The organism is Paenibacillus sp. EKM206P (genome assembly GCF_011066155.1).
Taxonomy (GTDB): domain Bacteria; phylum Bacillota; class Bacilli; order Paenibacillales; family Paenibacillaceae; genus Paenibacillus; species Paenibacillus polymyxa_D.
In genome coordinates this window covers 210,773-230,303 of record NZ_JAAMNQ010000001.1, presented here as the reverse complement: position 1 = coordinate 230,303, position 19,531 = coordinate 210,773, and the positions used below count along the sequence as shown (strand labels likewise).

At 48.3% G+C, this 19,531-nt stretch carries 21 protein-coding genes; 6 read left to right on the top strand and 15 right to left on the bottom strand.

The window, feature by feature from the left end; all coding sequences use genetic code 11:
* Nucleotides 1–158 precede the first annotated feature (158 nt).
* Genes tsaD through tsaE form a run of 4 tightly spaced genes read right to left on the bottom strand, consistent with a single transcriptional unit; the run spans nucleotide 159 to nucleotide 3,072 of the window.
* Nucleotides 159–1,223 carry a tRNA (adenosine(37)-N6)-threonylcarbamoyltransferase complex transferase subunit TsaD gene (gene tsaD, locus G9G53_RS01030; protein ID WP_029516244.1) on the bottom strand — a complete coding sequence of 355 codons (1,065 nt, stop codon included), beginning with the start codon at nucleotides 1,221–1,223 and terminating at the stop codon, nucleotides 159–161.
* The gene (rimI, locus tag G9G53_RS01025; protein ID WP_029516243.1) at nucleotides 1,220–1,735 is read right to left on the bottom strand and encodes a ribosomal protein S18-alanine N-acetyltransferase; all 516 of its coding nucleotides are present in this window, start codon (nucleotides 1,733–1,735) and stop codon (nucleotides 1,220–1,222) included. Before rimI ends, tsaD begins: the two co-directional genes overlap by 4 nt.
* Nucleotides 1,736–1,752: 17 nt before the next feature.
* On the bottom strand, nucleotides 1,753–2,589 hold the full coding sequence (tsaB, locus tag G9G53_RS01020) for a tRNA (adenosine(37)-N6)-threonylcarbamoyltransferase complex dimerization subunit type 1 TsaB (RefSeq protein WP_029516242.1): 837 nt from the start codon (nucleotides 2,587–2,589) through the stop codon (nucleotides 1,753–1,755).
* A 3-nt stretch (nucleotides 2,590–2,592) separates the two neighbouring features.
* Entirely contained in the window at nucleotides 2,593–3,072 is a 480-nt protein-coding gene (tsaE, locus tag G9G53_RS01015; protein ID WP_029516241.1) for a tRNA (adenosine(37)-N6)-threonylcarbamoyltransferase complex ATPase subunit type 1 TsaE, read from the bottom strand.
* A 134-nt stretch (nucleotides 3,073–3,206) separates the two neighbouring features.
* Between tsaE and G9G53_RS01010 the strand changes: the two genes are divergently transcribed.
* From G9G53_RS01010 to G9G53_RS00990, 5 genes are all read left to right on the top strand, one after another.
* Nucleotides 3,207–3,737 (top strand): cysteine hydrolase family protein, encoded by a 531-nt coding sequence (locus tag G9G53_RS01010; RefSeq protein ID WP_029516240.1) that lies wholly within the window; start codon nucleotides 3,207–3,209, stop codon nucleotides 3,735–3,737.
* A 588-nt stretch (nucleotides 3,738–4,325) separates the two neighbouring features.
* The gene (locus tag G9G53_RS01005; RefSeq protein WP_029516239.1) at nucleotides 4,326–5,510 is read left to right on the top strand and encodes an acetyl-CoA C-acetyltransferase; all 1,185 of its coding nucleotides are present in this window, start codon (nucleotides 4,326–4,328) and stop codon (nucleotides 5,508–5,510) included.
* A gap of 54 nt (nucleotides 5,511–5,564) precedes the next feature.
* Nucleotides 5,565–6,305 carry an acetoacetate decarboxylase gene (locus G9G53_RS01000; protein WP_039269579.1) on the top strand — a complete coding sequence of 247 codons (741 nt, stop codon included), beginning with the start codon at nucleotides 5,565–5,567 and terminating at the stop codon, nucleotides 6,303–6,305.
* Between the two features lie 41 nt (nucleotides 6,306–6,346).
* Nucleotides 6,347–7,012 (top strand): CoA transferase subunit A, encoded by a 666-nt coding sequence (locus G9G53_RS00995; protein ID WP_029516237.1) that lies wholly within the window; start codon nucleotides 6,347–6,349, stop codon nucleotides 7,010–7,012.
* On the top strand, nucleotides 7,009–7,665 hold the full coding sequence (locus tag G9G53_RS00990) for a 3-oxoacid CoA-transferase subunit B (protein WP_029516236.1): 657 nt from the start codon (nucleotides 7,009–7,011) through the stop codon (nucleotides 7,663–7,665). The genes G9G53_RS00995 and G9G53_RS00990 overlap by 4 nt, the downstream gene beginning before the upstream one ends.
* Nucleotides 7,666–7,862: 197 nt before the next feature.
* On the opposite strand, the gene G9G53_RS00985 is transcribed toward G9G53_RS00990, so the two are convergent.
* The 3 genes from G9G53_RS00985 to G9G53_RS00975 are packed head-to-tail and all read right to left on the bottom strand — an operon-like array spanning nucleotide 7,863 to nucleotide 9,318.
* A complete protein-coding gene (locus tag G9G53_RS00985) occupies nucleotides 7,863–8,843 on the bottom strand; it encodes a hypothetical protein (protein WP_165144708.1) in 981 nt (326 codons plus the stop codon).
* 3 nt (nucleotides 8,844–8,846) lie between these two features.
* Nucleotides 8,847–9,026: an H-type small acid-soluble spore protein gene (locus G9G53_RS00980; RefSeq protein WP_029516235.1), complete on the bottom strand. Its 180-nt coding sequence runs from the start codon at nucleotides 9,024–9,026 to the stop codon at nucleotides 8,847–8,849.
* 52 nt (nucleotides 9,027–9,078) lie between these two features.
* Entirely contained in the window at nucleotides 9,079–9,318 is a 240-nt protein-coding gene (locus tag G9G53_RS00975; RefSeq protein WP_165144705.1) for a hypothetical protein, read from the bottom strand.
* Between the two features lie 210 nt (nucleotides 9,319–9,528).
* On the opposite strand from G9G53_RS00975, the gene ku reads away from it, so the two are divergent.
* Entirely contained in the window at nucleotides 9,529–10,443 is a 915-nt protein-coding gene (gene ku, locus G9G53_RS00970; RefSeq protein ID WP_069011104.1) for a non-homologous end joining protein Ku, read from the top strand.
* Nucleotides 10,444–10,465: 22 nt separating this feature from the next.
* Here the strand turns inward: ku and G9G53_RS00965 are convergent, their stop codons facing one another.
* From G9G53_RS00965 to G9G53_RS00930, 8 genes are all read right to left on the bottom strand, one after another.
* Entirely contained in the window at nucleotides 10,466–12,325 is a 1,860-nt protein-coding gene (locus G9G53_RS00965; RefSeq protein WP_165144702.1) for an ABC transporter ATP-binding protein, read from the bottom strand.
* A 142-nt stretch (nucleotides 12,326–12,467) separates the two neighbouring features.
* Complete coding sequence (locus G9G53_RS00960; RefSeq protein ID WP_165144699.1) at nucleotides 12,468–13,961, bottom strand: nucleotidyltransferase domain-containing protein; 1,494 nt, start codon at nucleotides 13,959–13,961, stop codon at nucleotides 12,468–12,470.
* 28 nt (nucleotides 13,962–13,989) lie between these two features.
* Nucleotides 13,990–14,475, bottom strand: a complete 486-nt coding sequence (locus G9G53_RS00955; protein ID WP_165144696.1) for a lasso peptide biosynthesis B2 protein — start codon at nucleotides 14,473–14,475, stop codon at nucleotides 13,990–13,992.
* A 1-nt stretch (nucleotide 14,476) separates the two neighbouring features.
* The gene (locus tag G9G53_RS00950; protein ID WP_029516229.1) at nucleotides 14,477–14,779 is read right to left on the bottom strand and encodes a lasso peptide biosynthesis PqqD family chaperone; all 303 of its coding nucleotides are present in this window, start codon (nucleotides 14,777–14,779) and stop codon (nucleotides 14,477–14,479) included.
* On the bottom strand, nucleotides 14,766–15,809 hold the full coding sequence (locus G9G53_RS00945) for a serine kinase (RefSeq protein WP_069011101.1): 1,044 nt from the start codon (nucleotides 15,807–15,809) through the stop codon (nucleotides 14,766–14,768). Before G9G53_RS00945 ends, G9G53_RS00950 begins: the two co-directional genes overlap by 14 nt.
* Nucleotides 15,810–16,008: 199 nt before the next feature.
* A complete protein-coding gene (locus G9G53_RS00940; RefSeq protein WP_134902123.1) occupies nucleotides 16,009–16,137 on the bottom strand; it encodes a paeninodin family lasso peptide in 129 nt (42 codons plus the stop codon).
* Between the two features lie 52 nt (nucleotides 16,138–16,189).
* Entirely contained in the window at nucleotides 16,190–18,115 is a 1,926-nt protein-coding gene (locus G9G53_RS00935; RefSeq protein WP_165144693.1) for an asparagine synthase-related protein, read from the bottom strand.
* Nucleotides 18,112–19,380: a sulfotransferase family protein gene (locus G9G53_RS00930; RefSeq protein ID WP_165144690.1), complete on the bottom strand. Its 1,269-nt coding sequence runs from the start codon at nucleotides 19,378–19,380 to the stop codon at nucleotides 18,112–18,114. The genes G9G53_RS00935 and G9G53_RS00930 overlap by 4 nt, the downstream gene beginning before the upstream one ends.
* Nucleotides 19,381–19,531: the final 151 nt, after the last annotated feature.

The following is a 19,531-nucleotide window of genomic DNA, read 5'->3' as shown; positions in this document are numbered from 1 at the left end:
AACCATTGTGACGAATCATGCGAGGGAATGAGATGCTGCCATTCTTTTGCTCAAACTCCTGTATTTTATCCTCTTGAATTTATATTTTTATGATCGTTATGGTGCGGAACAAAAAAGACACGACTCAACTGTGCCGTGTCTTGCTCATTCTTCTTCAATTAAGTTTGGACAGACCATTCTTCCAGAGACAGCCCTGGATCAGCCTTCATATCCAATGAGGTAAATTCCCCGCGCTTCCATTTGGCGTAGGCCGCAGCGCCGATCATCGCTGCATTATCTGTGCAATATTTCATCGATGGTACAAGCAGATCGATTCCTTCGCGCTCACAGCGCTCCCGCAATGCTGTACGCAGTCCGCGATTAGCAGCCACACCGCCACAAAGCAGGAGCTGCTTCGCACCGTATTCACGCATGGCACGAATCGCCTTTTCCACCAGCACCTCGACGACCGACTCTTGAAAACCTCTTGCGATCGCTCCGACATGAACGGTTTCTCCGCGCATTTTCGTCTGGTTAATTACATTCAGCACCGCCGATTTCAAGCCACTAAAGCTAAAGTCATAAGAATCTGGCTCCAACCATGCACGCGGCAAAGTAACCACTTCCTCCGATTCATGAGCCACACGATCCACATGCGGACCGCCGGGATACGGAAATCCAATGGCTCTCGCTACTTTGTCGTAGGCTTCCCCAACCGCATCATCCCTTGTACGACCAATGAGTTGAAAATGACCTTCGGACTCCATCAGCACTAGCTCTGTATGTCCTCCTGACACAACGAGAGCAATGCACGGATATACGATATCATGCTCCAACTGATTGGCATAAATATGTCCCGCGATATGATGCGTCCCGATTAACGGCTTGCCGAATGCCAAAGCAGCACTCTTAGCGGCGACAATACCAACCAGCAATGCGCCAACCAGTCCTGGTCCTTGTGTCACGGCAACCGCCGAAATCTCACGAGGGGTAATTCCCGATGTTTGCATGGCCTCGTCCAGCATATAGGTGATGCTCTCTACATGTTTGCGTGAAGCCACCTCTGGTACAACACCACCAAAGGCTTTGTGTGTTTCAATCTGACTGGAAATCAAATTTGAGAGCACCTCTGTGCCATTTTTCACGACAGAAACAGCCGTCTCATCACAACTCGTTTCCACTGCCAGTATATAGCAAGGCTTGCCGGGGGCGGAGCCTGTACCTGCTTTTTCCTCTTGCGTCATTGCTTCTGCACGCTTCCTTCCTGTTCACCGGATGCCCCATGCGCGGGAAGATCCGCCCACATGATCACGGCATCCTCGTTATTATCCGAATAATAGCCTTTGCGCACACCTGCGGGCTTAAAGCCTTTTTTCTCATACAAGCCCTGAGCGATCCGGTTCGTTACCCGCACCTCTAGCGTCATACGTTCCATCCCTAAATAAGATGCGGTCTGCATCAGCTCATTCAACAGCTTGTCTCCAAGCTTGCGTCCGCGATAAGCCTCACGAATCGCAATATTCGTAATATGGGCCTCATCCATAATCGTCCACATGCCTGCGTAACCAATGGCTTGTCCGTCTAGTTCCATAATCATATATTTAGCGAAATGATTCATCGTCAGCTCATTGCGGAATGCTTCCTCCGTCCACGGTAGCGTGAACGCTTCATGCTCAATCTCCAGCACATCGGGAATATCATCCAGTTGCATCAAGCGAAACTCAAGTTTCTCTTCCCGCTGTATGTTCTTTGCCATGTTGTTCACCGCTCTCTTCAGCGCTGACGAAGCAGATTGGCTTCCGCCTCCGCCAGCTGGGTATAATTAGGAACCAGCGTATGTAGCTCGTCATGTTCCTGACGAAGCAGCTTATCCGCCCCAAGGCGGCCAACCCATCTTCCTTCCAGCTCATAAGGTACAATACGAAGCTCGCTCCAAGCACGCAGACGCTCAGCTGTTTCGGCGTGAACCGTCGTTTCACCGACTAGCCAAATGACTGGAGGACGCTCTTCAGAGGGCAAAGCCTCCAGCCGTTGCAGTAGGTCATCGGTCCAAGCAGTCATTAAGCGAATTGCATCTGGCTCCAGCCGTTGCGGACTCTCGACGTCGTCAACTGTATTCACGGCGAACAGCCCCGTGTAAACCTGACCACGGCGCGCATCCAGCACAGGCACAATCCAGTCTGCTGCCTGCGCTCCGGACGAACCGTTATTCACAGACTCATTTTTATCTTCTTGTCCCTTCATCTCGATGCCGCGATTCCAACCACCCCACGCCAAAGCGTGCAAAGTCGATATGGACGTCACCGGGATACCCCAGGCCCAAGCGAGTGTTTTGGCTGCAGTCACCGCAATCCGGATACCGGTATAAGACCCCGGTCCAACACCAACTGCAATACCATCTACATCATCTCGTGTCAGCCCTTCTTCAGTCAGCAGTCGTTCCAGCTCGGTAATCACATGCACGGAGTGATTACGTTCGCCATAGACGTTGCTTTCTCCCAGCAATTCTCTTCCGTTCATCAGAGCGGCCGCCATCACGGTCGTCGCTGTATCTAACGTCAAAAACCGCTCACGCGGCTTTACATTCACATCTGTATGCTCTCTTTGCATGGTTCAAACTCCATTCTCCCGCAAACTGCGGCACCATTGTTCATAAGGCTCGCCGTACCCGGTCAGGTGAATCAAGCGCTCCCCCACATCCGTTGTTTCTATATACATATGAAGCCGCTGCTCCGGCAATATATCCGGTATAATACTACCCCATTCCACCAGACATACTCCTGTCCCGTAAAAATATTCGTCCAGCCCGAGATCCTCCGCCTCGTCCTGGGAAATCCGGTACACATCCATATGATACAAAGGCAATCGGCCCTCGTACTCCTTAATGAGAGTAAAGGTTGGACTATTTACGATACCCGGTACACCTAAATGGCTGGCAAAAGCCTTGGAAAAAGCAGTTTTGCCCGCTCCCAGATCTCCATCCAGCACAATCACCGTTCCGGGAACCGCTTTGGCTGCCAAAAAACCTGCCAATGACCCGGTCTGTGCCTCTGAGACAGAACGGAACGTAAACTGCTCCTGCGAAATTGTCATATATTTTAATCACCTTTCGTCCGAATCGGACCGTTCCAACTTGTTCTTTATTATATAGTTCACCTTATGTCGCCGCAAGGCATGAAGACATGCTATTGTAAGTTAGATGATACACACAGGGAGGGAACGAAACGATGGGACAAACCGTTTTACTCTTGATTGATGTTCAGCAGGCGATGTTCATGTATGATGAGAAGCTGTATCGCGAGCAGGAAGTTGTATCGCATTTGCAGCAGCTTTTGGACAAAGCCAGAGCTACAGGTACACCGGTGATTTTTGTACAGCATACCGATGAAGCGGATGAGGATTTCCGGGAAAACAGTGTAGGCTGGGCCATCGCCGATGTGGTGCGCCCTCTTCCTCATGAACGAATTGTCCGTAAATCATCCTGGGACAGCTTCTACCAAACCGAATTGGGCCATGTGCTGAAGGAACTGGGGGCCGATCAGCTCGTAATCGCGGGGATGCAGACCGAGTTTTGCCTCGACACGACTTGCCGAAGCGCCTATAGTCTGGGATACCAGAACAACGTGCTCGTATTGGATGCGCATAGTACATTTGATAGCAAGGTGCTGAGCAGTGAACAAATTGTAGCTCATCATAATGAGCTGCTTGGCAATCGTTTTGTGCGTTTACTCGCGACAGCAGATGTACATTTTTCGTGAGCTATTGATCCAATTCACAAGTTTTCACTATCTCGCAAAGACGTCATCATTTTTATTGGAATTCCAAATGTATTCAATTGGATTGGCAACCTGCCTAGCTTTTTCAAGACCAGATTGGTCAGAAACAAAGCCGCCTTCAGAAAATTCTGGAGGCTTTTTTTATTTTCCAGCTGAGTTAGATGATATTTGCGAGGAAAACTTTTTTACGTATGGATTGCAACTTTCATTTTTAACATAAAATTCAATTTATGATCATGATTTTCAGAAAAAACAAGAAAATAACAGAAAACGTTAGAATGGCCTAATTATTGTGGCCTATATGACCCTATAAACATCTGTACATAGATATGTGTAAATATTTGGACATTGAGCAAAATCTGCATTAGAACTATGATAAAACTGGTTTTAATTTCCAATGGGAGAAGGCGATCGAACCGTCACATTTACTGTCTTAGGCACCATGATATGCCCGCATGCAAATATATCTTGCAATCGCTGCGTCTCGTAGGTTAAGAGCGGAAATTACCAATTGAAGTGCAATCATGGATGTATTGTGTTTTAACACAGCGAAAGGAATGTGAGTTTTTAATGAAAAAAGTAGCTTTAGTAAGCCCGTTAAGAACAGCGGTCGGCTCTTTTAACAAAACCCTTGCGCCTCTAAGCGCTTCCGAACTGGGAGCAACCGTGATGACAGCATGCCTTCAGCAAAGTAAATTAGAGCCTTCTTTGATTGATCAGATTTATTTGGGAAATGTTCTTCAGGCGGGCAATGGACAAAATCCTGCCAGACAGGCGGCATTAAAAGCCGGTATCCCTATTGATGTACCCGAAACAACGATAAACACGGTTTGCGGTTCTGGACTTCATGCCGTTGCTTTAGCTTACAATTCAATATTGGCTGAACAAGGCAACATCGTCTTGGCCGGAGGCATGGAGAGCATGTCGAATGCCCCTTACCTGCTAAGAAATGCAAGAAACGGCTACAAACTTGGTAACGGTGAGTTGGTAGACTCCCTGGTGGCCGACGGCCTTACATGCCCGATCAACCATTACCATATGGGAATTACCGCAGAAAATGTTGCCGATAAATATGGAATTTCAAGAATGGAGCAGGACGAATTTGCCTATCAAAGCCAGATAAAGGCCGTAGAAGCAAAAAACAAGAAGCTTTTTGAAGAGCAGATTGTTCCAGTCATGATCAAAAACAAAAAAGAAACTATTTCTTTCACAGAGGATGAACACATAAGAGGAAATACAACGAAAGAAAAACTTTCTCAATTAAAACCTGCGTTTAAGGAGAACGGAACGGTTACCGCCGGGAATGCTTCGGGAATCAATGATGGCGCGGCGGCCGTACTTGTGGTGTCGGAAGACAAATGCAAAGAACATGCATTAAAGCCATTGGCATATATCAAGGGTTATTCCCTTGTTGGCGTTGACCCTGCATATATGGGAATGGGGCCAGTGAAAGCCATTTCGACACTTCTGAAGCAGCAAGGTGTATCCATCGATGCCATTGATCTTTTTGAAATTAATGAAGCGTTTGCCTCACAAGCATTAGCGGTAGTGAAAGAGCTAGGGGTCAGTCTGGACAAAGTGAATGTCAATGGCGGCGCGATCGCGATCGGGCATCCTGTCGGGGCCAGCGGTGCTAGGATATTGGCTACGTTGGTTCATGAAATGGTGCGAAGATCTTCACGTTACGGCATCGCCTCGTTATGCATCGGAACAGGAATGGGCATAGCGATGCTGGTTGAAAATGCGCTCATTTAAAGTGCGTATTCAAGATGAATTTTAGAATATCTCTTAAAAGGAAGGGAGACCGTTATGAATCAAAAAGATGTACTTTCACTCCAATCCATGCCTGCGGCTAGCGGCAGCTACGGGCGCCCGCCATACCGATTCATCAACCGGGAATTTTTTATCATTACCTATGAGACCGATCCCGCTGCGATTAGACAGGCGGTCCCGGAACCTCTTCAGCCGGATGGAAGCAATACGGTTTCCTATGAATGGATCAAGATGCCCGATTCATCCGGGTTAGGAAGTTATGAGGAAAGCGGTATTGTCATTCCGTGTACTTTTCAAGGAGAACCCTGCAATTTTGTCGCCCAAATGTATTTGGATAACGCACCTGCTATTCTGGGGGGACGCGAAGTCTGGGGATTTCCGAAAAAATGGGCAAAGCCTCGCTTGATCGTTGAGGAGACGGAGACGCTGACGGGTACATTGCATTATAACAACGTCCTGGTGGCCACGGGAACTATGCCTTTCAAATATAACATTCTTGATGAAAAGGAAACGGCAAAAGCCATCGCAAAAACACAAGTTAATTTAAAGTTAATTCCTGATGTTGACGGTACCCCCAAAATCGCTCAGTTAGTAGCGTATAATCTTGAGAACATTACTGTAAAAGGAGCCTGGTCAGGGCCTGCCAGATTAAGCCTGATCCCCCATGTCAACGCTCCTGTGGCAGATTTGCCGGTTAAATCTTATATTGGCGGGAAACATTTTATTGCTGATTTAACGCTTCCATATGGAAGAGTCCTCTACGATTATCTTCAATAAAGTTTGCTTTCCTAAAAATATATATATAAGGAGAAGGAACCATGAATAACAAAGTAATCTCCGCTGAAGAAGCAGTTAAGAAGGTCAAAGACGGAGACACGGTGATGGTCGGAGGTTTTCTGGCAGGAGGCTTTCCGGAGGAGCTGGTTCGTGCGCTTGTCGACACCAATCCCGCCAGCAATCTTGCGATTGTTTCCAACGACACAGGCACACCAGAATTATCTATCTATAAGCTTGTAAAAAGCGGCAGAGTAAAGCGAATTTTTGCATCCTATATCGGCTCCAATCCGGAAACGGGAAGGCTCCTGATGACGAAAGAAGCTGAGGTCCAACTCTTCCCGCAAGGCACGCTCGCTGAAAAAATACGCGCGGGAGGAGCCGGTTTGGGCGGGGTTTTAACACCTGTAGGTGTAGGCACCGTTGTAGAGGAAGGAAAAAAGAAAATCAAAATTGATGAAAGGGAATATTTGCTCGAACTCCCGCTCAAAGCGGATGTGGCGTTAATCAGAGCCCATAAGGCTGATGAAGCGGGGAATCTTGTCATCAACGGCTCTTCACGTAACTTCAATATGGTTATGGCTACAGCGGCAGAGTATGTAGTTGCTCAGGTAGACGAATACGTAAAGACGGGTGAAATTGACCCCAATCATGTCAACGTTCCCGGAATATTTGTCGACGCAATTGTAAAGGTGGGTGAAAACGCATGAATAACAGAGAATTCATTGCTCGAAGAATAGCCCAGGAATTCAAAAGTGGTGAAGTTGTCAACCTTGGTGTCGGATTGCCTACAATGGTAGTGGACTATATCCCCGAGGACATTCATATTATGCTGCAGGCTGAGAACGGAATCCTCGGTGTAGGCCCCAAAGCGGCTCAGGGAAAAGAAAGGCTCGATTGTATCGATTCAGGCGGAAACTACGTTACAACCATGGAAGGAGCATGCTTTTTTGACAGTGCACTTTCATTTTCCATCATCCGCGGAGGGCATGTGGATATCACCGTGCTGGGCGCCCTGGAGGTCGACGAGAAAGGCAACCTTGCAAGCTGGATGATCCCTGGGAAAAAGGTGCCGGGTATGGGGGGAGCCATGGATTTGGTAGTTGGAGCCAAGAGAGTGATTGTAGCCATGGAGCATGTGAACAAAAATGGCGCGCCGAAAATACTGGAACAATGCAAGCTGCCCTTGACTGCTGTAAATGTTGTAAAGACCATAGTAACCGAAAAGGCTGTCATTGATGTTATTCCGGGTAAAGGGCTGATGCTAAAAGAAATTGCTCCGGGTTTGACGGTGGAAGACGTTCAATTAGCAACAGAGGCTAAACTGATAGTTTCACCACATTTGAGGGCCATTGCAGTGTGAAGGTCATAGAAAGGAACCAGCTGCATCTTCAAATTAACTTGTCTGGCATTTAACTCGTCCCTACGACTGCACTTGTTATTACAAAAAAAGGTTCACTAATTGCTCATTGAGCAATTGCGAGCCTTTTTTTGTTGAGCGGGACCTTTCAAGCAGCATCTGCGATGAAAGCCTACAGCTGTGCAAATAAAATGCGCCTTTTATGAGCGTAAAATCCAATCCGCTACATGCTCAGCCACCTTCGTATGGTTAAGATAAGCAAAGAAGTTGTGGGGATTGGCACGCCCAGTGTGACTATCTTTCCAGAATGTCTGAATAAGCGGCTGATCATCAATACTTTCTATTAAATTTCGATTCAGCATCAGATGGAAATCATCTTCAACCCTTGCATCATGCGCAATGTAGTCATCCTCGGCGTTAATATTGGTCCAATGTCTGATATTTGCGGGATACATACCGTCCTCAGGCTCATTGGAATCATACAAGCTGCGCTTTACGGCTGGCTCGCCTAGCGGATTACCCAATGTTAGCCATTCGTTAAGTTTGTGTTCCCATAGATGTTTGTATTCGCTCATACGTGAAAATTTCCATAAAACATCGTAAGCCACCATGCATCCCATACTATGGGAAAGCAGCATGACATCCCCTCCACTACTTAAAGCCTGGGCTAGAGGACACTGTAGCCTTTCGCGAATTTGGGAGCCTATTACACGACTGGTTAAATAGGCTCCCAGATCAGGGAGAATCCTTTTGATCGCACGGGTACTCATACCAAACAAAGAGAGGTAAGGGCTGAGTATTTTTGCAGCATCATCATAGAAGTGTATAGTGGGTTCATTGGCTATCAGACGCTCGTATTCCTCCGGGGTCATATGATCCGTTGGTCGATTAATTAATTGTTCCATACTTTCGTCGTAATAATGGTCTGGAACGTAGAAATCTCCATCGTCTTCTTCAAAAAGTTTTCTGTACCGAGGCTGACTCTTTAATAAAAGTCGATTGTTGATGTCACCATAATAACTAAATGTCAGTAAAATCTGCTCTTGCTCCAGTTTTTGTGCCGCTTCCTCGTTCACTCGACGCAATCCTGCGATCAGTGCTTTTTTAATAAGACGAAGCATTTCGTCACATCTGGGCTTTTTGTCACGGCCATGGATAATGACCAGATGTTTGGTTCCCATCTCCTACCGCTCTTCCAGACGATCCACACGGACGGTTTGAGTATTGCCGGGGTTGCTGCCCACCTGTACGGTAGCCATACCGTTTGCTTCATCCACATGCTCAATCCAAATCGGTTTGCCATCCAATTGTACGGCAATATTTTCAGATGAATCATAAATGGCTTTTGCTCGTTCCACGTTCATGCTGTTCTCCTCCTGCTGATTGTTGGTGCATTAATTTAGAAATGTAGGTCACCTAGTCTTCATCTATAAGTCGTTCAACGTCCAATGAAGGAAAGCTATGGGAAGGCGAGGTTGAAACTACAGCCTCCAAATCCACATGAGCCACAGCAACGGGAAAAGGCGGCTGAGTTCCATGTGAAAGGGCAAACTCGGGCGGCAATGCATCTTGTTCGCCTGCGGCGGGACCCCGAAAGGCGATATGGCTTTGACCCACATGATGACTGATCTGCCGAGGATAGGATTTTCCGGACATAAATTGCGTACCCCCTTTGAATCGGATATGCCTTACTATGTACCAAAATTGCTGTAACCATGCGCAAGCGGCAGCAATTCGCAGTCTTCATCTACACCTCATACAATCACTTATACGAAGCATACTAAGTGAAAATCATATGCTCATATCCCGGGGTGCCCGGAATCGAAGGATGCAAAATGCGGATTAAAGAGAAGGAGGACTGGCGGTATGCATACGGTCTGGAAAGGCGCGATCAGCTTCGGGCTGGTTCATGTGCCCGTTAAAATGTTTTCAGCTACGGAGGATAAGGACATTTCCATGCGTTACATTCACAAGGAGTGTGGAAGCCCACTTAGCTATGTACGAAAGTGTCCCGTTTGTGACAAGGAGGTCGAATGGGAGGAAATTGGAAAAGGCTACGAATATGAAAAAGGAAAATTTGTCATGTTCGACAAGGAGGAACTGGAGCAAGTTAGCGGACAAGCGGATAAAAATATCGTGATTTTGGATTTTGTTGATTTGCAGGAAATTGATCCGATTTACTTTCAGAAAACGTATTATTTGTCCCCGGATCAGGCCGGCTCCAATGCGTATAAGCTGCTCATGAATGCAATGAAGGATACCGGGAAAATCGGGATTGCCCAAATCTCCATCCGCTCTAAAAGCAGCTTGGCGGCGATTCGGGTGTTGGATGAATGTTTGGCGGTGGAGACGATGTTTTACCCGGACGAAATCCGCCCCATTGCTCAAGTTCCCAACTTACCCGGACAGGAAGAGGTTAAAGAGAAGGAGCTGACCATGGCCAAAATGCTGATTGAGCAGCTATCTACACCTTTTGATGCAGCCAAGTATACGGATCAGTACCGCGAGCGTCTGCTGGATCTCATTCAGCATAAAGTTGCTGGTGAAGAGGTGCGAATCGCCCCAACACAGCCTCAGACCAATGTAGTAGATTTAATGGCCGCCCTTCAGGCCAGCATCGAGGCAGTGCAACCTGTCGTTACCGATCCCGGCCCTGCTGCGAAAAAACGCCCTGCGCGTAAACCAGCAGCCCCAACAGCACAGCAGGCGGTGGCAGGCGACAACCTCACTCCGACTCCAGTCAAAAAGAAAAGAAGCACTGCCAAACGTAAAGAAACTTAAGCTGAGTTACAGAAAGGTCTGGTTAAGGGGTGGCGGTGACACTGCTTTGATACGATAGTAGCTGACTGAACGCCCCCCGCTCCTCTTGTTCCAGTTGGCGGTAGTTCCCCTGCTGTATGACCTCGCCTTGATTCAGTACGACAATTTGATCCGCATGTCTGATGGTTGACAGACGGTGAGCGATGACGATCAGCGTCATTTGACCTTTCATCCGTTCCAGTGCTGCCTGAATTGCGGCTTCATGTTCACCATCCAGCGCACTTGTCGCTTCATCTAGTATAAGTATCGGAGGATGATGCAAGATAGCCCGTGCTAATACTAGCCGTTGACGTTCTCCTCCAGACAGACGAATCCCGCGATCTCCAATGATCGTGTCCAGCCCTTCGGGCAGTCTGGATACAAAGTTGTCTGCTGCTGCAAAATGTAACGCCTCCCATAGCTGCTGCTCACTAGCATCCTTATCCGCTAGCATCAAATTTTCGCGGACAGTCGCATGAAATAAAAATGGATCTTGTGACACGTAGCCAAACGACTGCCGCCACTGGGGCAATAATTCGTCGCCCAGAACAAGCCCGTCTATTATAATCTGCCCCCCAGTTGGACGTAAAAAACCCATCAGGACATCGACCATTGTACTTTTACCTGCTCCTGATTTCCCTACAATGGCTGTCATTTCCCGGGCGGGTATGAACAAATTAATATGACGCAGTGCAGGCTCTGCTGCACCCTCGTAGCGATAATCCAGATGGCTGCATTCAATCCCATGACGAAGGGACAGGGGTTGCCGTTCAGATGCAGATGATAGATTGACTACCGATGGATCGGATGGAACGCGAGTCTCAGAGGATGCAAGTGCAATCAATGACGGATCTGTGAAAGCTTCGCACTCCTGTTGCACCTTGGTGACACTTTCAAAAGCGGAGATCATAGACATGATGTATTCCAGACTCGCTTGAATAAGAGCAAATCGAGGCCATAAGCGGGAAAATATAAGAATCAGCACAATCAGTTTTTCAGGTGTAACATGCAGCCACTGCAGCGATATAAATATGACACAAGCGACAAAAACAGCTGCCATTGCACGATGAAAAAACTGTGTGGTCGCATTTTGCCGGACAAATTGAGTCGTATTATCCTCCATGCGTTGCGTCAGGGAGCGAAACCAATGGATATTCGCCGCTTCCAACAGATTGCTTTTTATATCTTTCATACCGTTCATGTGATCCGTAATTCCAGCAAAATAAACCTGTGACAGTTCAGTCGTACGATCACCTAATTGTTTGGCATTTCGAATGGAGCGGCGAAACACAACAAACAGCCCCAATCCACTCAGAAATACCAGTCCGGTTAAAGAGGGGGATAACCAAAAAGCCAGCGCAATCTGGATCAGCGTAAACATGACGGCTGTAGTCAGTTGAAGAAGCAAATTTGTTCCCTGACTGACACGCGCCAGCTCGGTCGTCATCACATGGCTAAAATCAGATTTACGCTGACGCAAATAAAAGGCCCACTGCGCCTTCATAAAGGAAGTGTACACGTCTATTCGAAGAGAACGCATAAAACGCTGCTGAATCCGCGAATTCAGGATGGATTGGTAACGCTGAAGCAAAGCCTGCCCTGTAAGCAGCACTACAAAAACCATCAACATCCCCGGCAATAGCCAGCTTTTAGGAACGAACGGCAAAAAATGATCCAATCCATCAGACAGAAATGGCATCCCTGAATGACCGACAAATACGCCGATGGCCGCCAGCATAGGAACAAGCATATAAATGCCAAAACCCTCCAGTAGACTGACAATGATCATACACCCAATATTGAGAAATAACGCACCGCCGTTCACGCTATACAGCTTTGTCATATATAATCGCAGGTGAACCATAATGCACACTCCTTATTCAGGACTTTGCAAAATTCGATCCCAATCGCTCCAAAGTGCAATATATAGACGAACTAGACCATTTCGATCTATATATTGTTCATTAAAAGCCGCTTATTGGATTTTCACAAAATCCTCTATCGAGTCAGTGCTTTGAAAATCGCCGCTTCAGCCAGAGAAATGGACGTAAAGGGATATACAAAAAATGCAGCTGACGAGGCAATGGAAAAACGCTCGAATCGCCCGTAGAAGGAAACAAACGGCTGATGAGATACCATAGTCTGTGTCTTGGCTCTTTTAAGGAAAGCAAGTAAGTGCGGCTGACCGGCTGATAGACAGCCCTGTTTTTGGTCATGACTTGGCTGGAGGCAGCAGCTGGAGTCATCGGGGCACAACTGGTAGCGGTGCTCATCGGGCTATGATCGTCGTTACTGGCATCTTCCGTGATGCTAGTAACGCCACGGGTGGCAAGCATGGCTGCTTCGCCAGAGGTACTGCATACTGAAGGACCGCCACCTGGAGGGGCGGCCTCCGCTTGCTCCGCCAAGGCTCTGCTGTGCAGCAGCTCTGATGGAGCAAGCCTACCTGTACCCGACCCGTGGGTGATCGGGTACAGTGCGGGTACGCTGGCCTGCATGAAGGCCAGCGCGCTCAGCGCGAGCCTATGCGCCTGCCGGGTAGCCGATACCGGACGCATCGGCTCCGGTATCGGCGTACCCAACAGCGCAGCGGCGAGTGCCCAAGCCTGCCCGCCAGCAGGCAGGCCCCCGTAGCGGCGCATCATCGGCAGTAGCGCCTCCCAATCGACAGCACATATCGCAAGCCTGTCGATGTCAACCAGCCAGCGCAGCCTGAACCAACCGTGACGCGCACCATGCGCACTCAAGTACAGAAATTGATGCTCGCTGCCAAGCGTATACATACAGGACGTCATCACAGTCCTGTTGTCGGCAGATCCCAACGGTACCTGCCGAATGGCTCCTGCAGCTTTGCCCTTTTTCCGGCAGTTCCACAGCTCGTTAAAAGAGGGTTCCCCACCCCCATCCGGGTGAAGCCGCCAATGCAACTCTATCTCTACCCGTTTTTGCGGATGTAAATAGGATGCATGATGGTCCTTCCATTTCCAACTGCCAAGGACACGCACTTCTCCGCTCTTGGACGAATATCCAGCTTCCTGCATCCAATGCTCAGCCTCATCCATATCGTCAGGGGCAATGAGTAAGTCTATGTCCTTGGAAGTACGCAGAGAAACATCCCCGTATAATTGCTGCGCCAGAGCAGGCCCCTTCAACATAAGCACACGAATTCCATGAGCTATGAGCAGCCTGGTCAGACGCTCGGCTTCTGCTTGAAGATGGAGCATGCGAAGCGTGTTTCGATGATATTGCGCCTGAAGGTTTCGCAACAATTCTGCGGGAATGAATGGATGATTCAATGTTTTTAGCTGGAGATACACCGTAGGTACCACTCGATGGTGCTCGGTCAGACGTAAAAAGCGGACCCAATCCATCTCACGCAGCTGGGTAGCAGCAGTCGTATCCTGCCAATGAATAACGTCCTTCCCCAATAGAGAGAGTAACAACGTTAATTCTTGATCCTCATTCCAATTCGCAAGTTCCAAAACAGACTTGGTGGGCATGCATTCTTCTCCTTCGTGTCTCATCGCATTAAAGTAAAGAACTACTTTTATCTTCCATATTCTTATTTGTATCCATCACAGCACGTCTTCCGAATATCCCCACCACCGTAAATGCTTCCATCTCCCGTTTCCCCGTAACATAAATCGGTCCGCTACGTACCCATGCATGTGCAGCCAAGCGTCCAGCGGCATTTTTGGCTGTACCCAGATACAGCGTGCAGTCCAGTTTCCTGCGCCCCAGCAACGTCATCGCCGCAGCGGCTTGTACAAGACAACTACTACGCCAAGGAGTATAACGGCTTGCCAGCTCTACAGCGTGTGAAATCTGCTGAATGGACTTCTCTTGCCCAACGTCACACTGCCATGGGGTTTCTTCCATACGTATGCCCCAAGCCCTTGAGTAATCCCAAAAAGAACGACGCTGGCGCAGCCTCGCCCATCCCAGCTCCAGCCAGGCTTCCGGCAACAATCTTCTGACTTCTGGAGACAGGAGAAGAAGCCGTTGTATCCGCATGTTATACCGGCTCCCGTAGAAGCTTTAACAGTCCTTCCCGCTCCAACTCAGCCACAAAGGTATGTACCTGCTGTCTGCACTGTTCCTCGTCCACCTCATATTCGTTCGTCAGGACAGTTACGATATCGCCAAGTGAAGGACCGGATTCTGCCAGTTCCCAGATTCGTCCTCCTGTGTAGCCTAAATTGTAATATTTACCAGTGTTAATGCTCATCATCACTTTTTCTCCGTCCATATCACTGACGTAGACCTCTTCATTGTAAATGACGCGATAATGATCCTTAGCTGGATTAGTGGCTGCCATAACTCTTTTCCTCCTTACGAATGAGTTCAAGTACCCGTTGTACAACCTCGGACGCAGTAAAGACGGAACTATCCCTCAGCAAGCGCCAGCCCTCCACTTTCCGAGCCATCCTAGCCGCTGTATCAAACGACCATTCACTCAAACCCATTCGCGGAATAATCACCCTGCGATATGTATGTTGTAGTAATGTATGCAAGCACTCCAGAACGTTCAAGGGCTGTTCCGTAACCGACACTAGCTCCCCTTCGCGCATCAACGCACGGGTTGGAGAATCTGCCACCAGCTCGAATACGCCCCCTAAGGGCAGCGGATCGTTATAAAAATCATCTACAGCGGGTACGGCATATTTATTCAGCTCACCTGCAAGCGTACGCAGATCTGTGTATTGTGGCATTACAGAATTGTCGTCAGTTAGGGACTGTATGTGCTTTCTTTTGCGTACATGCTTGTTCTCCCGTAAAGCCTCCAGTTGGAGCAAGCTTTCAAGCCCCAGCTTTTGCTGCGGATAAGCTGGATACACAATGGCAGAGGAACCCGTAGCTTTTACAGCAATCACGTCATCACTAACCATCTGATAACCTGCCTGCCTAAAAACAGCAGCCAATGTCGATTTCCCCGTACCCGATTCACCCACAAATGCGTAGGCCCTCCCCCCGATGACGACCGCACTTCCGTGAATAGGTAATATTCGTCTTTGCATCAGCAGAACACCCATGCATGTACCCAGCACAAACAGCCGCACGGTGTCAGGATCAGCCCCAGAGAATATACTTACCTCGATCTCCTTGCCTTCCCTGACGGCATAAATGGCCGTGCCCGGTATTCGGAACATAAATCGCTCATCCAGCATCACAAAATTGGCCTGCTCCAGCTGACCACTCCATGCAGTCAAATCAGCCTGTCGAATGACTACATCCTCTACCACTCCTGGTGCTGCCAGCATCAGCTCAGGCAGATTCAGCTCACTCGCAATCCTGAGTCCAAAGGCCGTATATTTCGTCCAACTGACATTTGCACTCCTGTCATGCACGTAGGACTCACTCCTCTGTCTTTAAAAATCCCGTCTTTATTTCTTGGGCAACACCTCTAACCCGAAAGAAATAAAGACGGCTGTATATTGAATACGAGTCCAATGGATCATGCTATTTTCGTTCATTCAATCGTTATCGGCCCAGTTGTCTGGCTTCCAGTCCAACATTGGCTGCATGTATAACATGTATAACCATCTATTAGCTTGGATTATAGATATCGGCATCGTGGTCGGACACCCAATCAATCTGTCTCCAGCCTTTACCCGCCATGGTCTGGCTAATATCCAGCACCTCTATCGTCGGTTCCTGCCATTCTTTTTTACTCATTTCATCACCTCCCCTCCAACGAATGGCGAACTGTCTGACCGAACAGATTCGATCAGTTGAATCTACAGAGAAAACGGTACACAATCAGGCTATGCATGAGTAGTCTTATATTCGGATCAGACGCCTGCTCAGGGCCGGGGTGGTGAAGTTTTGCCATAGCCGTCTTAATAAACTCAATATTGAGATATTCGGCGGCTCGTAAATCATGACACATCAGTTGAAGCTCCCCCATAAACGTATCCCAACAAGGAAGCATACGATGTAGCCAATCTGCAGGCTGCACGCCGCGTACCCGCTGGTTCAACCGAACATCATCAGGTAGATGATCACGCATGGCCGTACGAATGAGGGCACGGTCCCGACCGTTTTGTACATACTGCTCAAAAGGCACCGATAAGCAAAAGCGAATTACCCGGCTGTCCCCGGTCGGATCACGTTCCCATAGGCCGTAACGTAGTGAAAGTTTGGTCGCGACCACACCATTTTTGTTGGCAATCGCCAAATTTGAGAACTTCTCTTTTCTCGTCTGATCGGCATTTTTCATCCAACCTGTTCCGCTCAATACAGGAATATCTTCTACATTCATCCGTTGGGCAAACTCTGGGTGAATCAGTGAAGGAACGGGACTGCGATGGCCACGCCGCAGCCATAAACGAGGTTCAAGTGAAGTCGCTTTCTTCAACATCACGGGGAGTAGATGAGACATACGCCTGCCCGTAAGCTTGCTGTACCGCCTCAATCCCTGAAAGGATTGCAACCAGTGCAAATGACGAAACTGACGGGCATAATAGTCCAGTGCAGGGCCCCACGATACGGAAAAATTGCCTCGTGCCCCGGTCAACAGTACACCGACATTGTGTTCCTGCGCTTTTTCATAAAAACCTCTGATCCAGAAGGAGTTTTCAAAATATTTGTAGGGAGCCTCCATCAAATCCAGCCAAATATCAATTTCTGAAAACGGACTTTTTCCCTCAAAATCCATATAGTTCTCGTGAATGTTGCCCACATAGCGAGCCGTAGAATGAATGTAGCTTCGTTCGTTCGCCAGCAATGTAGGCGGTGTCCAGTCTGTAAAATCTTGAACAGGCACATAGCTGTAGGCATGTAGCGGCTTTTGTTGCAAGTGCAGCGCTGGCGCGGCAAAGCTGGCAACCGCTCCGGAATCCAGCCCTCCGCTCAAGGCAGCCCCTACAGCGCGATGCGTCCGTAATCGGGCAGTGACCGCCTGTGTGAACACCTCGTGGAAAGCTTCTATGTACTCACCTCCTGTTTTGAGCCGCAGTGGCTCTACCTCATCCAGGCATGCATATTTATGAAGGGTTCGCTTCCCCTCCTCCATAGTGAACCAATGTGCAGGAGGAAGCTGGTTGATATGCTTGTAGGCGGTCGTCCCGATATCGACGGATTCCTGCATGGTGCGGATGGACAAAAATTCGGCCAGCCACGGTTCATGCAGTTCTTTTCGCAGAGAGGACAGGGCCAAAAGCGGAGCGACTACCGTGCTAAACGCGAATCCTCGGTCATGTTGGTAGATGTACAGCGTACGATGGCCTGTCATATCTCGAGCACCATATAATCGATGTTCCTTGGCATCCCAAATGACAAAGGCAAAATCACCTATCAGATAACTGGCTGCCTCCACTCCCCATTTGTCATATGCCAGCAAAATCAGCTCGCTGTCCGTGATATCTTGCCGCCGTTCCTGCTCAACTCCCAGCCGTTCAAACAGCTCGGAACGATTGTCAATAATCGCATCCGCCGTGATTGCCAAATCTCTTAGCTCATCATAAAAGGGAAGACGCTCATGAACAGATTCCGGGGTCACATACTGGGCATGACAACCCAAAAAAATAGAGCCTTCACACCAAGCGCATACGCGGTCAGCGGGATATTTCCGCAGGGCCTGCATCATTTTCCCGCCTTCTTCGGTGCATACAGACTCATGCCCAAAGCTATAGATTCCGGCAATCGCACTCACGTTCTTCCCCCTTTTTCTTTTCCTATACTTGATAATGCTACAGACGCCAAGTACCTGAGTTTACGGGCCAAGAGGCTGCGAGATCGGAGACCTTGATGTGGGCGTTGATAGCTTTGAAGCTGAGCGATAAGACGGTTCCGCTCCTCATAGCTATGTGCCAACCTGTTTTCCAGTGATTGGATCCGTCGATCGTTCACGCTCTGGTCCACATGCATCCATGTCGGATCTTGGGGTGGAGTATGATGGATTGCATTTGTCATGAGTTCTCTGTTATCTGTATCCTGTTCTTCCAGCATCCGATAAGCTGCCTTCCATTCAAAGCCGCTTTGCTGGAGGAATTGTTGTGTACGTCGACTCAGCAGCTCCATATCTGGCTCATCTTCAAAGCGAACTCCAGTCATCTGTTCAGCCTGCTCCAGCGCTTCCTCGTAACCAAGTTGCTTAAACATGCGGGACCCAATGCTTCTGCAATACAGCTCAATTTCCCTTTTACTCAACACATGTTGCCAGCTATGTACCGAATCCTGATGCGCCTGTTCATGCTCTCCTACGAATGGATCGCCCGCTCCCATACTATAAAAAAGACTGGATTTGGGCGTATCCGCGAAATCTCCGTACTTTTCCATCCCCGCTTCATAATGGATTCCCAAAAAACTGCACAGTTTCTCGATCTCCATCGTTGGATTGGATACGAGTTGTTCATACCTAAGCGGGTATGCAAGTGGATGAGGTGTAGCAAAATAATGAGTATAACGGAACAAACCAACCGTAATATCCGTCATTTTCATATTAAAATGCGGACTCCCCAGTTCCTCCAGTAGTTGAAAACGTCCGTTCCGTAGCTGATTGACCTTTTTGAATGAGGCCACAATGGCCAAAGGGTTTCGGATAAGCCACAACCTGCGGGCAGCAGGGAATAAACGGTCTATAAATTCCAGCACCGTATAGTAACGCGGGGATTTGTCGATAAGCATATCTGCTGTTGTACCTTGAAGCAAACCATTATATATTTCAAGTGCATACGAACGGGAGGCCTGCTCCAATACGTCGGAGGGGACCATACCTTTAAAAAATTGCCGGAGTATCCCTGTTCCTCCATATGGACGTGCATGTGACTGCGGAAGATCATATAAACTGAGCAGAAACCACATTTCCTGCGTGGCAAACAGGCGGGAATGGTTTTGCAAAATGGCGGTAAGCAACGAGCTTCCACTCCGAGGGACACTTAACAGGAATACCAGCCCTCCGCCTTGCTTTTCAATCAAGCAAACTCCTCCTCTACCTCTGCTCAAGACACTTTAATAGATACATATCGTATTTTTATTATAAATTTATGATACATAATGTATCTTGTCAATCCTTTTGATGGATAAATTCAGCACTTCACGTTCATGTTAAACCCTATGTAGATCTAAA